The following is a 14,539-nucleotide window of genomic DNA, read 5'->3' on the forward strand; positions in this document are numbered from 1 at the left end:
AAACCCGAATCATGTTTCATCATGATTCGGGCTAGTAGTTGGATTAGTAAGCTAAGCTGAATAATCCTTTAATGTGTGATAAGTAACGAACGTTACTTGCTTCTTTCATTAATGATGCTGGTAGACCTTTAAGTGGAGTTGAGCTTGCTCCGATTGTAGCAACAGCATCTTTACGGCCTAGACTTGCAAGTGTTCCAGAGTTTACTGGTGCGAACTCTTCGAATGCCTTGCCTTCTAGTGCTGCGTATAAGTTGTATCCAATTAACTCACCCATTTGCCAAGCGATTTGTGCAGTTGGTGGGTATGGGCGACCTTCTGGACCGAAGACAACAGCGCTGTCTCCAGCAACGAATACATCTTTGTGAGAAGTAGATTGTAGGTATGCATCAACAGTTGCACGGCCACGGTTTACTTCAAGACCTGATTCGCCGATCAATGGGTTACCTTGTACGCCGCCTGTCCAAACGAATGTGTTTGCAACGATTTTTTGACCGTCTTTTAAGTCAATCTCATTGCCTGCAACGTTTGTTACAGGAAGACCTGTTAAGAATTTAACGCCGCGTGCTTCTAAGCTAGTAGTTGCACGTTCAATTAAATCATCTGGTAATACTGGAAGGATTTTTGGACCTGCTTCAACAAGAAGTAATTTTACTTCTTTAGGATTTACGCCGTGGCTTTTTGCAAGTTTAGGCATAATGTCAGCAAGTTCACCAACTAGCTCAACGCCAGTTAATCCGCCACCACCGATTAAGATTGTAGCATCAGCCTCATTTTTTGTTTTTGCGTATTCACGAATACGATCTTCAACGTGTTTGAAGATTTTGTTTGCATCAGCAGCAGATTTTAATACCATGCTGTTTTCTTCTAGTCCTGGAATACCGAAGTAAGCCGTTTTACTTCCTAAAGCAACTACAAGTGCATCGTAAGATAAAGTAGTGCCACCAGCTAGTTTTATTTCTTTTTTATCTACAGAGAATGACTCAACAGTTGCAATTTTAAGATCGATGTCTTTGCCTTTGAAAAGTTTTGTAAGCGGCATTGCAATTGCTTGCTCAGAAACGTTACCTGCTGCTAAGCGGTGTAGTTCTGTAATGATTTGGTGTGTTGGGTATTGGTTAATCACTGTAACTTGTGCTTCTGATTTGCTGTAATATTTACGTACATTTAAAGCGGCAAGAAGTCCGCCATAACCAGCGCCTAAGATGACAATTTGTTTTGACATAGTATGATATCCCCCGTCTTTACTAATTGTTGTTATAAGATAAATTATTTATTATTGCGTTCTGCACTAATTTGAAGATAAGCATTGATGAAGCGGAACATTTTTTGTGCTTGTGGATCTTTTAGTAATTTTAAAAGACCGAAAAGGCCGATAACTTCAGTGCTTTCATCAGCACGATCTTTTGCTTCGATAGCAGTTGCTGCCATGCTTTTCACTGTATCTTTGACAGGTTCTACAATCTCTTGGATTGCGCCAACAGTGTCGCTTTTTAATACTTCATCAGTAGCAACAGTTTGAGCAAAGTCATAAGACTTCGTTAAAATGTTAACAAGCTCAGTTAATTTTGGAAGCTGTTCTACTAGTGTAGTTAATGATTCTTGTACCTCAGGTTTTAACAATTGATCAAGTACATCAAGTTGTCCTTGGCTAGCAGAAATTTGTAAAGATTCTTGTTCAGGCTTTGTTTGAGTCATAGTTTCTGGCATCTCCAATTCTCCTTTACGATAGCAATACTCTTATTTTTTTAGGAATAAAACATTCCCCAGTAACAGGTAAGCGTTAGCAAAAATTTGCAAAACTTTATACAAAGCTTCACAAAACGCAATAAAATGCCTTTAAATTTATGATTGCAAGTAGTAGATAATCATAAATCCAAAACCATAATTCCTTACCTAATTATTTATGAACTGTCCGATACATGGCTTGTCCGCATAATGGAAAGTTCCTTTATCGGAAAGTGTATATAATATATATCTTATATTATATACTATATACACCCAGGTTAACATAAAAATGATTCCTAATTATTTGACTTTGAATCCGTAACCTAGTATTTGCAAGGGAAAAAAGCATATATTTTATTTTATTATTACTTAAAATGTACTTAAATATAGAGAAAAAAAGGAAAAAATGAGCAAATAAATACTCATTTTTTCCTTTTTTGATTAGGATTGGTCTACTTGCGAGATAGGCATGGATGAATTCCCATTCTTTTCGAGATGGCATTCTCCCCATGTGCAAAGAGAATCCAAAATCGCTTCTAAGGACCAACCATATTCAGTAAGTGAGTACTCTACTTTTGGTGGAACTTGATTATATACCTTCCTTTGAATAACCCCATCTTCTTCTAATTCACGCAATTGCTGTGTGAGCATCTTTTGTGTAATGCCAGGCATTAAGCGTTTTAATTCACTTGTTCGTTTTGTCCCTTTTGTTAAGTGGCAAAGAATAACGACTTTCCATTTTCCGCCGATTACTTCTAAGGTTGCTTCTACAGGAATGTTGTATTTCTTCATATATTACAACTCCTTTAATGAGTCTTTTATAGTCATATGTTACTTTTTAGTGCCTATAGTACTTGAAAGTACGTACTGTTTTTTATGTTGAACATGTTTCATAATAGCATATGTAAGAGGCAAATGAGTAGTACGTTACTAAAAGGTGCCTATGTTACTTTTTGGTACCTATAGTACTTTAAAGTGCGTTCTTCAAAAAAAGAATGAAACCATTCATAATAGCGTTTATAGGTATTAAATATATTTTTTAGAAGATAAAAGGGCCTTTTTATCATACTATTATGATTGGATTTCTTGTGATAAGGAGGAGTTCAATTGAGTTCATATACAGTATCATCTTCGGAAGTTCAGACGAATCGAAGAAGTATGTTTGCATTATTAGCACTAGCAATTAGTGCATTTGGCATTGGTACAACTGAATTTATTAGTGTCGGTTTATTGCCGTCTATTTCAAATGATTTACATGTTTCAGTTACAACAGCTGGTTTAACCGTTTCTTTATATGCATTAGGAGTAGCGTTTGGCGCTCCTGTATTAACGTCGTTAACAGCTAGTATGTCGCGAAAGACGTTATTAATGTGGATAATGATTATTTTCATTATTGGTAATGGAATTGCGGCAGTAGCAACAAGTTTTAGTGTCCTACTTATCGCGAGGGTTGTATCTGCTTTTGCACATGGCGTTTTTATGTCGATTGGATCTACAATTGCGGCTGCACTCGTACCAGAGAATAAACGTGCCAGTGCGATTGCTTTTATGTTTACTGGTTTAACTGTTGCGACCATTACAGGTGTACCAATTGGAACATTTATTGGTCAACAATTCGGCTGGAGAGCATCGTTCATGGTGATTGTAGTAATTGGAATCGTTGCTTTAATCGCCAACAGTATGCTAATTCCGTCTAATTTAAAAAAAGGTACGTCTGTATCATTTCGTGATCAATTCAAACTGATTACGAATGGAAGACTATTACTTGTTTTCATCATTACTGCATTAGGATACGGTGGAACATTCGTAACATTTACGTATTTATCACCACTATTACAGGAGATAACAGGGTTTAAAGCAAGTACAGTTACTATCATTTTACTAGTGTATGGAATCGCAATTGCGATAGGAAATATGATTGGTGGAAAACTATCGAACCATAATCCGATTCGTGCATTATTCTATATGTTTTTTATTCAAGCGATCGTGCTATTTGTACTCACATTTACGGCGCCATTCAAGGTGGCGGGGCTCATCACGATTATTTTAATGGGATTATTCGCGTTTATGAATGTTCCAGGATTACAAGTATATGTCGTGATATTAGCTGAACGCTTTGTTCCGAGCGCTGTAGATGTTGCATCAGCAATTAACATTGCAGCGTTTAATGCAGGAATTGCTCTTGGTGCTTATTTAGGTGGTATTGTAACGAACTCGTTAGGGTTAATTCATACAGCCTGGGTAGGTGGCATTATGGTAGTAGGCGCTGTTATTTTAACAGCGTGGAGTATGACATTAGAAAAAAGAGATCAAGTGAAATAAAGGAGAGAAAAATATAATGAAAAATTTACAAAGTAAAACAGTATTGCATAATGGTGTAGAAATGCCATGGTTTGGCTTAGGAGTATTTAAAGTAGAAGAAGGTCCAGAACTTGTTAATGCAGTGAAAACAGCGATTAAACAAGGATATCGCAGCATTGATACCGCGGCAATTTATGCGAATGAAAAGGCTGTGGGAGAAGGAATACGTGAAGGTATGAAAGAAGCAGGTATTTCTAGAGAAGACTTATTTATTACTTCAAAAGTATGGAACGCAGATCAAGGGTATGAAGAAACGTTAGCTGCATATGAAGAAAGTCTAAAAAAACTCGAGCTTGAGTATTTAGATTTATATCTTGTTCATTGGCCTGTAGAAAAGAAATATAAAGATACATGGAAAGCATTAGAAACGTTATATAAAGAAGGACGAGTACGTGCAATTGGCGTGAGTAACTTCCAAATCCATCATTTGAAAGATGTAATGGAAGGGGCCGAAATTAAACCGATGATTAACCAAGTGGAATATCACCCTCGTTTAACGCAAAAAGAATTACAAGCTTTCTGTAAAGAGCAAGGTATTCAAATGGAAGCATGGTCACCACTTATGCAAGGTCAATTATTAGATAACGAAACATTAAAAGAAATAGCTGATAAATATGGAAAAACAACAGCGCAAATTATTCTGCGCTGGGATTTACAAAATGAAATTGTAACCATTCCGAAATCAACAAAAGAGCACCGTATTATCCAAAATGCGGACATATTTAATTTTGAATTAGCAACAGAAGATATGGAGAAAATTGCTGCGTTAAATCAAAATCATCGCGTTGGTCCAGATCCGGATAATTTTGATTTCTAAAATGAACAAGAGAGAAGGGCACAAAAGAATTTGTGTCCTTTTTTTTAATTGGTAAAAACTAAATATTCAAACAAAATTATTTACTCCGTATATTGAATAGGATATCTTAAATTTATAATATGAATTTTTCTGGGGAGGCACATATGAATAATCATCGTACAAATCATTTTCGCATGCTAATTGTGACTGCACTATTTGCTGCTATTATTGGTATTTTGGCTCAAGTTACCATCCCACTGCCGCTTGTTCCGATAACAGGACAGACGCTAGCGATTGGTCTTACTGCTACAATTTTAGGTTCACGTTATGGCACTTTATCTGTATTATTATATGTTTTAATTGGTGCAACTGGAATTCCTGTGTATGCGGGGTTTAGTGGCGGTTTATCTGTTTTATTCGGTCCTACAGGTGGCTTCTTATTAGCCTTCATCCCAACTGCTTTTTTAATTGGTTTGTTAACGGAAAAAACAAAACTTACATTTTGGAACTCATTAATGGCAAATATTTTAGGGATGCTCGTGACATTAACAATTGGAACTGTATTTTTAAAGTATGTAGCATCACTAGGGTGGCAAGCGGCGTTCATGGGTGGTTTTGTTCCCTTCCTTATTGTAGGTGTAATAAAAGCTGCATTAGCAGCATGGATTGGAATTAAGGTGCGAGGAGCATTAGTACGTTCAAACCTACTTCTTCAAGAAAGTTGAATAATTTTGAAATGAAAAAGCATAGGGCAGCCTATGCTTTTTTATTTTGCAGGAATCTAAGTGAATGCAATGCATAAAAAATTTTTCTAACTAAATACTATGTAGTAGTAAATTTGTTATTTTATAAGGGGTTGTGAACATGAATATGAAACCATCGTATAAATTATTGGCTGTTTTCTTTGGTCTATTATTGGTATTTGCGAACTTATTATTCCCACTTCAACAAGCATTCGCAGTAGTTATGGATCATACAAAGTATCAAATGGATTGGAGTTATAGTAAATCAAAAAAGAAACCAATCCGAACAGAGCTTATTAAAACAGCAGATGGGAAAATTGCATTCTGCTTAAATGTAGATTTGAAATCACCAAGCGGTCAAGATTTACCTGAACTCGGTAAGGTGGATATTGGCGTGTATCGTGTATTGTTAAATGGATACCCACAAAAAAGTCCACAAGAATTGGGTGTGTCTGATTGGAGAGAGGCTCACTATGCGACGCAGCTCGCTGTATGGAATGCACTGGGACAAGTGGATATTAATGATTTAGATTTTCGTAATAAAAATGTAGAAAGAGTAATGAGAGATATTGTTGCGAGAGCAAAGAGCAGTGAAGAAGTGCAAGAGATTACGATGAGTGTTACACCATCAGAAAAGCAAGAAGCAGTATTGGAAGGGGAGTTCTTCCAAACAGATTTATATACGGTTCAAACAAATGCGAAAAGTGGAACGTACCAAGTACAGGCAACTGGTGCACCTGAAGGTGTTAAATTTGTGAATGAACAAGGTGAAACAAAAACACAGTTTAATGTAGGTGAAAAGTTCCGCGTCTTAATTCCAAAACAAGCGCCATCTGGTGAATTTAGCTTTAAAGTATTAGGAACTTTAACAAAGTTACAAGGTATCGCGCATAAGGGGACACCGAAAATTCAAGATGCGGTTGTTCTATTAGAACGTAGTGAAGAAAAAGCAAGCCCGGATTTAGCGGTAAGCTGGAAAAAGGCCGGAGTTCCGCAGAAACCGAATAAACCTTCTAAACGATAAAAAAGCGCTGGCGTTTGCCAGCGCTTTTTTACTCAGCTTCTGAAACAACTGTAAAGCGTTTGTTCACATGTTTTGGATTTTCAATTTCGTCAAGTGCAGCTACAGCGAAATCTTCGTAACTTACATAGCTGTTGCCTTTTGCGTTAACAAGAAGGTGATCTTTACCTGCTTTGTAAGAACCAGTACGTTTACCTAATGAAAATAGTGCAGAAGGGCTAATGAATGTCCAAGTGATATCATTTGTTTGTTGTAAAATTTCAAGGTTTTGGCCTTGATTTTGAGCTGTTGCAAGATATTCGTTTGGGAAACCTGGTGTTTCAAATACACGCGTTGTTTTTGCATCATCTACAAATAAGCTTCCAGCACCACCAACAACAAGTAATTTTGTGCTAGGTGCACCTTTCATCGCTTCGATTAATACGTTACCTGCATCTACATGGAGATATTCTCTTCCTGCTGGAGCGCCAAATGCATTTACAACCACATCAAATGCTTGAAGATCATCAGCAGTAAGATCGAATACGTCTTTTTCTAAAACTTTCACGTTATTTTCTGTAATTTTTGCTGCGTTTCTTACGATTGCAGTAACTTCGTGACCGCGATCAAGAGCCTCTTTTAAAATGCGACTTCCAGCTTTTCCGCTTGCTCCGATAATTCCAATTTTCATAATATATACCTCCGAATGTTTAATAGAATTAATGTTAAAAATATATGTGTAATAATGAATCGATATCGTTAAGCAGAGGTGACACCACCTGTTGTAACTAGTATAGTTACAACAGGTGGTTTTTGTCAATCGCTTTGTTTATCAAAAATATTTCTTCAAGTAGCATGTAGGCTTTTAAAAATAACGAGTCATATTTCTTAACAAGTGACATGGTTGTGTTATAAAACCTAACATTTGGAAGTAATAACCTGTCGAAAAATGTTGATTTTTGGATATTTTTTAAATATAATTCAATTTATGAGGAGAAAAGGGAGGGGACTAATCGTATGAACATTTTAGAACAGTTCGTTTCATCAACGAATACGATTCTTTGGTCATATATTCTTATCGCAATGTTAATAGGTCTAGGGCTTTATTTTTCTTTTAAATTGAAATTTGTACAAATTAGCCATTTAGGCGAAATGGTGCGTTTGATGAGTGATGGATTAACTGGAAAGACACGCAAAAAGGGCAGCGTATCTTCTTTCCAAGCTTTCTGTATGAGTTCAGCAGCCCGCATTGGGATCGGTAACTTAGCTGGTGTAGCGTTAGCGATTTCTATGGGAGGACCTGGCGCAGTATTTTGGATGTGGGTAATCGCAATCATTGGGGCATCTTCAAGTTTCGTAGAAAGTACACTTGCACAAATTTATAAAACAAAAGATGGCAGTGGGTTCCGTGGTGGCCCTGCTTATTATATGGAAAAAGGTTTAAATAAGCGTTGGATGGGAATTTGGTTTTCTATTCTTATCACAATTAGTTACGGTTTAATTTTCAATTCAGTACAGGCGAATACAGTTACATTAGCATTTGAGAATGCTTTCGGTTTAGAGCGCTATGTTGTTGGGTTTGTATTAGCTGCATTAGTCGCGGTTATTATTTTTGGCGGTGTTAAAAGTATTGCACGTATGTCAGAAATGATTGTTCCACCAATGGCAATTATTTATATTGGAGTGGCTCTTTTTGTTGTTATTAAAAACTTCTACTTGCTACCAGATGTTTTTACAGAAATCTTTAAAGGTGCATTTGGTTTAGATTCAGCTGTAGGTGGCGGTATCGGAGCGGCAATGAAGTATGGTATCCAGCGCGGCCTATTTGCGAATGAAGCAGGTATGGGTAGTGCACCGAATGCGGCTGCGACAGCAGATGTAACGCATCCAGCTAAACAAGGATTTATTCAAACAATTGGAGTTTTAGTAGATACATTCTTAGTATGTACATCAACAGCATTTATCGTATTATGCTCTGGTGCATATAAGGCAACAAATTTAGAAGGTATTGAATTAACGCAAATGGCGCTAAGCTCTCAGATTGGTTCGTGGGCAAGTAGCTTCTTAGCGATTATTATTTTCTTATTTGCGTTCAGTTCACTTCTAGGAAACTATTATTATGGTGAAACGAATATTGAATTCATTAAACAAAGTAAAACTTGGTTAATGATTTACCGTATTGCGGTAGTGGGAATGGTATTATTCGGTTCTGTTGCGACACTTCAAGTCGTATGGAATATGGCAGATTTATTTATGGGGCTAATGGTAATCACAAACTTAATTGCGATTACACTTCTTGGTCGATTTGCATATGCTGCATTGGCAGACTATGTGAAACAAAAGAAACAAGGGAAAGATCCAGTCTTCCATGCAGACTCTATTCCAGGTTTAAAAAACACAGAGTGCTGGGGAGATTCTAGGGTAACAAAAGAAAAAGAAGAACAAGCTGTATAATAAGGGAAGAGCATCAGAAAAAATTTGATGCTCTTTTTTTATTTAGAATGGTTAAGGCTTGTATGTGGTGCAACGTTAGTGAGTATTTTATCAGCACTTATTGTTGGTGTTATGTTATAAGCAAAAAAAGCAGTGAGCATACGCTCATTTCTTTTTTCTTTCAGAAGGGATAAATTAACATATAATTTATTGAAAAAATTATATTGCAATTCATTTAGATAACGCTTACAATTTGATTTATAGGTGGTATCATTTTCATACTTTAAATCGAGTAGAGAAGAAGAGACTACTAATAATAAATTGCAATTTGTGTAAACGCTTACTGATTTTAGGTTACATTGTAAAGTAAATAGTATTTAGGGGTTCTTATTTTTTTTAATATCAATGGTCAGACGTCATTCGTTGGACAACCAATAACTCATAGAAAGTGGAGGATTCACATATGAAACTAGTTATGTTTCTAGTCGGTTTACTTGCTGTATTTGTACTAGGTTTCCTTGTAAGTTCAGATCGGAAGAAAATTAAATATAAACCAATTGCAATTATGCTTGTTCTTCAATTAGCATTGGCATACTTCTTATTAAATACAAAGATTGGGTATGTGTTAGTAAAAGGGATTTCAGATGGTTTTGGTGCTATTCTAAAATACGCAGAAGTAGGGGTTAACTTCGTATTTGGTGGTCTAGCGAATGATGGACAAGCACCTTTCTTCTTAACAGTATTATTGCCAATTATTTTCTTAGCAGTATTAATTGGGATTTTGCAACACATTAAAATTTTACCAATTATTATTAAAGCAGTCGGTTTCGTATTAAGTAAAGTTAATGGTTTAGGAAAACTAGAATCATATAATGCAGTAGCAGCAGCGATTGTTGGTCAAGGTGAAGTATTTATTACAGTAAAAGATCAATTAAGCAAATTACCAAAAAATCGTTTATATACGCTTTGCGCATCTTCAATGTCAACGGTATCGATGTCAATTGTCGGTTCTTATATGAAAATGATTGATCCAAAATATGTAGTAACAGCACTTGTATTAAACTTATTTAGTGGATTCATTATCGTTCATATTATTAATCCTTATGATATTAGTGAAGAAGAAGATATCTTAGAATTAGAAGAAGATAAGAAGCAAACGTTCTTCGAAATGTTAGGCGAATACATTATGCTTGGATTCTCTATTGCAGTTACGGTAGCAGCAATGTTAATCGGATTCATTGCATTGATGGCAGCAATTAACGGTTTATTCGATTCTGTTTTTGGTATTACGTTCCAGGGTATTTTAGGTTATATCTTCTCGCCATTAGCATTTATTATGGGTATTCCAACATCAGAGATGCTACAAGCAGGACAAATTATGGCAACAAAATTAGTAACAAACGAGTTTGTTGCGATGCTTGATTTAGGAAAAGTAGCTGGCGATTTATCAGCTCGTACAGTAGGTATTTTATCGATCTTCCTTGTATCATTTGCAAACTTCTCATCTATCGGGATTATCGCAGGTGCAACGAAGAGTATCGATGGAAAACAAGCGAACGTTGTATCTTCTTTCGGATTAAAACTTGTGTATGGTGCAACGTTAGTAAGTATATTATCAGCGGTTATCGTTGGGGTTATGCTATAAAATAAGGAAAGCAATGAGCGAGATGCTCATTGCTTTTTTTGTTTAATTTACTTTCTTTAACTTACGTGTAAAAGCAGGCCTTTTAAAATATGTATCAAGACGCCATACGTATTCAACTGGCCCTATGCGATACCTTTGTAACCAATAGGTACTAGCGTATAATTGGATGACGTAAATGACAACTGTTAATATAATGCTAAAGAAGTAGCTGATTTCCCCATATAAGACATATACGTTAGTAAAGGCGATGCCTTTTTGTGATGAAATACTAGCATAATCGAGCTTCCGTAAAAAAGGGCCATGCTTATTGGTGTAACATTGTCTTTTAACATAATGAGAAGCGGTTGTTTTGTTAATAGTTCTAAGATCTTTACTGTGAAATAAATATCACCTTAACAAACTAGTTAAGGTGATAAGGATATTACTCAGCAGGAGGGGTAAATGTGCGTTTTTCCAATTCCGCATCTAACATAAATAAAGCGTTAGAATCATTTGTAATGCGTTTTAGTTTCTGGATGATGCTATCGAAAGAAGCTTCTTCTTCAACCTGTTCGTCAACGAACCATTTTAAGAACGTAATTGTCGCGTGTTCACGCTCATCCCAAGCGATATCGGATAAGTTGTAAATACGTTTTGTTACTTCACGCTCATGCTCAAGTGCGATTTCAAATGCACTTAAAACAGATTTGTATTCGTTGTTTGGGTTTTCGAATCCAGTAATAATGGCACGCTCTCCGCGGTCATTAATATAATTATAAAGTTTCATTGCATGGAAACGCTCTTCTTCTGCTTGAACAAGAAAGAAATTTGCAAACCCATCATAGCTTTCCGCCGTGCAATAAGCAGCCATTGCCATATAAACATGGGCAGAGTAAAATTCAAAGTTCATTTGATCATTAAGCGCGTCGTGTAATTTTGTAGATAACATAAATTCCCTCCTTTGTATCATGTCGGGAATATTATATCACAATTGATAAATATTCTCAGTTTGTTTCTTGAAAACGTTTAGACAGTTTCTCGACATGTGCGTTCATAATATCCTGTAAGTCTAAATCATATTTTTGAGAAAGAATAATGAGATTGGCAAGTACATCCCCAAGTTCTTCTTTTAATTCCATCTTTAGTTCTTCTACTTGCTTTGTTTGTTCATCTGGGCGATCGCGTCCAATTTCAATGGCGCGTACAACGCGTGAAACTTCGCCTACTTCTTCTGTTAAGAAATTTAGGCGAATAAAAGAGTTATATTGTGACCAGCTTCGTTTTTCGTAAAATTCCTCTACCCATCTTTGAAATTCGACTATATTCACTTCTTTTTCATCCCTCCAATATGTTGTACAATATTTATTGTATCATAACAATATATAGTTTCGGGGTGTAGGTATGAGAAAGATTTGTGTGTTCGCAGGTTCTAATTTAGGAGAGAGACCTGAATTTAGGGAACAAGCAATTAAGCTTGGCGAACTACTTGTTCAAAATGATTGTGAATTAGTATACGGCGGTTCATGTGTTGGTTTGATGGGGGAAGTAGCAAATGAAGTGTTACGTTTAGGCGGACGTGTCACAGGTGTTATGCCTCGTGGTTTATTTCGCGGAGAGATTGTTCATGAAGGATTAACGGAATTAATTGAAGTGGAAACGATGCATGAGCGCAAAGCAAAAATGGGAGAGCTTGCAGATGCATTTATTGCACTGCCAGGTGGGTATGGAACATTTGAAGAGCTATTTGAGGTTGTATGTTGGTCACAGATTGGTATTCATGACAAGCCAGTTGGGTTATTGAATATTAAAGATTTTTACGGTCCAATCTTGCAAATGGTTAATCGTGCAGCAGAAGAAGGGTTTATGAATCCATCGAATAAAGAGCTGATTGTTTCGGCGGATAATGCAGAAGAATTATTGCTCCACATGAAAAATTATAAGAGACCTGTTATGGGGAATAAGTGGAAGCAGTTATCATAATAAGATGAATAAAAAAGAGGCATTCCGTTCATTTCGGAATGCCTTTAGATTTATCTCTCATAGATTTTTTATATAAGTACCAGCCACTCCAACCACCAAGTATCGCGATACAGATAAGAAAAGGATAGCTTTCTACATCTAAGTTTATGCCTAAAATATTGGCTATTATGAAAGTAATTCCAACAGCTAATGAAGCGAAAAACACTCGGATCAAATAGTCTTTCAACTGAACCACTCCCGTCATTTGATGGTGATATTACCTAAATGATGAACTTGGAAAAGTATTGTTTAGACGTAACTATTAGAATGTTATTTTCTATATTTTAACATAAATATGGTTAGGATATATCGATATAATAATAAATCCCCTCAAGTGAATTGAGGGGATTTTATCCAATCAGAGCTAAACGAGCCACCTCTGCTTTTAATAGTATCCAGCTCCAGCGGCTAGAACAGTCGGTCGTTTCACTCCTTCATCTGAGGCAAAAAGCGCCTCTGAATCAGGAGTTCCAACGCCCTCCTATTCTGACCGAGCCGCTTGCGCTTTTAATAGTATCCAGCTCCGCCTCCTAGCCCTTCGCGTCTAAGAACCTTCCGCACGAGAAAGTAAAGAACACTTTCTGTGCGGAAGAACCTTATCCGTCAGGGCTAAACAGTCGGCTCCGCTTTTAATATATTACTGATTCAAGAATGCGCGTAGCATCCAAGCGTGTTTTTCTAGTTCTGTGTAGATACCAAGTAGTAAGTCAGATGTCATTTCGTCGTCAGCGCCCTGTGCGATTTCCATACCTTTTTTCAGTTCGCCTAGCATCATTTCGTAGTCTTTCATAATTACTTCGACCATCCCTTCTGCAGTTTCTCCGTAAACCGCTTCTTGAATAGAAGATAGTTCTAAGTATTCTTTCATTGTTGCTACTGGTTTACCGCCGATTGCTAAAATACGTTCTGCAATTTCATCAATGTGTTGAGCTGCTTCTGTATAAAAGTGTTCAAATTTCTCATGTAGTGTAAAAAATTGAGGCCCTTTTACATACCAATGGAAGTTGTGTAGTTTTGTGAATAATACATTCCAGTCTGCTACCTGTTTGTTTAATACTTCGATTACTTGTGTGTTCATATGATCAATCTCCCTTTGAGTTATTATATTATATCGTTTACTAATTTATAATTATTATAATCTAGTAATTTGTATAAATCAACCCTTTCCAAACATTATTTTTGAACATTTTTTGAAACTAGATGTCATGTTACATTGCAATATATGTTTATTTTTTATCGCATTGTGGCATATGTATAGGAAAAGGGAATTTAGAAAGGAGAATGGAGGTTAATGGAACTCCAACTTCAAAACGTATATCAGCAAGCTGGAAATTGGTATGTGCTGGACTCAGAGTTTCCGTGGGATATTCAGCGGGTGAAAAATGATATATTTTCACTTATTGAGAAACGCGAAATTCCAGTTATTTTTTGCGATACGTGTGATACAAATAATGTGCTTGTAAACTTAGGGGAAGAGGAAGAAGAATTCTTATTTCCTTTAAGCGGTTTTTATCATAAAGAAAGACAAATGATTTTTATTTGTATGTGGGAACAATATGAACAAGTGCTCAAAACATTACTACATGAATTCAGGCATTCCATGCAACATGAGAAAAATGTATTATACATTGGAAAAGAAGCGTACGAAGCTCGTTGGATTGAAAAGGATGCCCGAGCATTTGCAGAGCGTAAAATGAATGAATATATGAGAAGAAAATTAGGTTAAGGCATAGTGATGGGGTGATTGCTATGCTTTCGTTTATAACTTACTAAAATAAAGTTATTGACAATTTTAAAGTTTAGTTCTAAACTAAAGACATCAAGCAAGCGAGGTGATG

At 36.2% G+C, this 14,539-nt stretch carries 16 protein-coding genes and 1 pseudogene; 8 read left to right on the top strand and 9 right to left on the bottom strand.

All coding sequences use genetic code 11. The features are described from left to right. Nucleotides 1-43: 43 nt before the first annotated feature. From CN288_RS06635 to CN288_RS06645, 3 genes are all read right to left on the bottom strand, one after another. A complete protein-coding gene (locus CN288_RS06635; RefSeq protein WP_026594115.1) occupies nucleotides 44-1,222 on the bottom strand; it encodes an NAD(P)/FAD-dependent oxidoreductase in 1,179 nt (392 codons plus the stop codon). A 44-nt stretch (nucleotides 1,223-1,266) separates the two neighbouring features. Beyond that, on the bottom strand, nucleotides 1,267-1,707 hold the full coding sequence (locus tag CN288_RS06640) for a DUF1641 domain-containing protein (protein ID WP_026594116.1): 441 nt from the start codon (nucleotides 1,705-1,707) through the stop codon (nucleotides 1,267-1,269). A gap of 459 nt (nucleotides 1,708-2,166) precedes the next feature. Then, nucleotides 2,167-2,517 (bottom strand): winged helix-turn-helix transcriptional regulator, encoded by a 351-nt coding sequence (locus tag CN288_RS06645; protein ID WP_026594117.1) that lies wholly within the window; start codon nucleotides 2,515-2,517, stop codon nucleotides 2,167-2,169. Between the two features lie 366 nt (nucleotides 2,518-2,883). On the opposite strand from CN288_RS06645, the gene CN288_RS06650 reads away from it, so the two are divergent. From CN288_RS06650 to CN288_RS06665, 4 genes are all read left to right on the top strand, one after another. Beyond that, nucleotides 2,884-4,047, top strand: a complete 1,164-nt coding sequence (locus tag CN288_RS06650; RefSeq protein WP_170833707.1) for an MFS transporter — start codon at nucleotides 2,884-2,886, stop codon at nucleotides 4,045-4,047. 16 nt (nucleotides 4,048-4,063) lie between these two features. Continuing rightward, nucleotides 4,064-4,903, top strand: a complete 840-nt coding sequence (locus CN288_RS06655; RefSeq protein ID WP_026594119.1) for an aldo/keto reductase — start codon at nucleotides 4,064-4,066, stop codon at nucleotides 4,901-4,903. A 143-nt stretch (nucleotides 4,904-5,046) separates the two neighbouring features. Continuing rightward, nucleotides 5,047-5,607 carry a biotin transporter BioY gene (locus CN288_RS06660; protein WP_026594120.1) on the top strand — a complete coding sequence of 187 codons (561 nt, stop codon included), beginning with the start codon at nucleotides 5,047-5,049 and terminating at the stop codon, nucleotides 5,605-5,607. Nucleotides 5,608-5,746: 139 nt separating this feature from the next. Next, nucleotides 5,747-6,649 (top strand): thioester domain-containing protein, encoded by a 903-nt coding sequence (locus CN288_RS06665; RefSeq protein ID WP_026594121.1) that lies wholly within the window; start codon nucleotides 5,747-5,749, stop codon nucleotides 6,647-6,649. A gap of 28 nt (nucleotides 6,650-6,677) precedes the next feature. Here the strand turns inward: CN288_RS06665 and CN288_RS06670 are convergent, their stop codons facing one another. Further along, a complete protein-coding gene (locus CN288_RS06670; protein ID WP_026594122.1) occupies nucleotides 6,678-7,316 on the bottom strand; it encodes an NAD(P)-dependent oxidoreductase in 639 nt (212 codons plus the stop codon). 326 nt (nucleotides 7,317-7,642) lie between these two features. Between CN288_RS06670 and CN288_RS06675 the strand changes: the two genes are divergently transcribed. Together CN288_RS06675 and CN288_RS06680 are read left to right on the top strand one after the other, a co-directional pair. Beyond that, complete coding sequence (locus tag CN288_RS06675) at nucleotides 7,643-9,079, top strand: alanine/glycine:cation symporter family protein (RefSeq protein ID WP_026594123.1); 1,437 nt, start codon at nucleotides 7,643-7,645, stop codon at nucleotides 9,077-9,079. Nucleotides 9,080-9,521: 442 nt separating this feature from the next. Beyond that, nucleotides 9,522-10,703, top strand: coding sequence for a NupC/NupG family nucleoside CNT transporter (locus tag CN288_RS06680; protein ID WP_026594124.1), 1,182 nt, complete (start codon nucleotides 9,522-9,524; stop codon nucleotides 10,701-10,703). Nucleotides 10,704-10,745: 42 nt separating this feature from the next. Here the strand turns inward: CN288_RS06680 and CN288_RS06685 are convergent. The 3 genes and pseudogenes from CN288_RS06685 to CN288_RS06695 form a co-directional block, all read right to left on the bottom strand. Next, a pseudogene (locus tag CN288_RS06685) lies at nucleotides 10,746-11,083 on the bottom strand (DUF418 domain-containing protein); the annotation flags it as partial. Between the two features lie 41 nt (nucleotides 11,084-11,124). Beyond that, nucleotides 11,125-11,631 (bottom strand): ferritin, encoded by a 507-nt coding sequence (locus tag CN288_RS06690; protein ID WP_026594125.1) that lies wholly within the window; start codon nucleotides 11,629-11,631, stop codon nucleotides 11,125-11,127. Between the two features lie 55 nt (nucleotides 11,632-11,686). Further along, nucleotides 11,687-12,010 (bottom strand): MazG nucleotide pyrophosphohydrolase domain-containing protein, encoded by a 324-nt coding sequence (locus CN288_RS06695; RefSeq protein ID WP_026594126.1) that lies wholly within the window; start codon nucleotides 12,008-12,010, stop codon nucleotides 11,687-11,689. Nucleotides 12,011-12,083: 73 nt separating this feature from the next. Here CN288_RS06695 and CN288_RS06700 point away from each other — a divergent pair, with 73 nt between their 5' ends. Beyond that, a complete protein-coding gene (locus CN288_RS06700) occupies nucleotides 12,084-12,662 on the top strand; it encodes a TIGR00730 family Rossman fold protein (protein WP_035415749.1) in 579 nt (192 codons plus the stop codon). Between the two features lie 28 nt (nucleotides 12,663-12,690). Here the strand turns inward: CN288_RS06700 and CN288_RS06705 are convergent, their stop codons facing one another. Both CN288_RS06705 and CN288_RS06710 read right to left on the bottom strand, forming a co-directional pair. After that, nucleotides 12,691-12,906, bottom strand: a complete 216-nt coding sequence (locus CN288_RS06705) for a hypothetical protein (RefSeq protein ID WP_081811126.1) — start codon at nucleotides 12,904-12,906, stop codon at nucleotides 12,691-12,693. 432 nt (nucleotides 12,907-13,338) lie between these two features. Beyond that, nucleotides 13,339-13,779: a Dps family protein gene (locus CN288_RS06710; RefSeq protein ID WP_090694909.1), complete on the bottom strand. Its 441-nt coding sequence runs from the start codon at nucleotides 13,777-13,779 to the stop codon at nucleotides 13,339-13,341. Between the two features lie 213 nt (nucleotides 13,780-13,992). Here CN288_RS06710 and CN288_RS06715 point away from each other — a divergent pair, with 213 nt between their 5' ends. Further along, nucleotides 13,993-14,427, top strand: a complete 435-nt coding sequence (locus tag CN288_RS06715; RefSeq protein WP_026594130.1) for a DUF3920 family protein — start codon at nucleotides 13,993-13,995, stop codon at nucleotides 14,425-14,427. The last annotated feature ends 112 nt before the right edge of the window (nucleotides 14,428-14,539 follow it).

Origin of the sequence: Bacillus sp. AFS023182, from assembly GCF_002560575.1 — a bacterium.
GTDB lineage: Bacteria > Bacillota > Bacilli > Bacillales > Bacillaceae_G > Bacillus_A > Bacillus_A arachidis.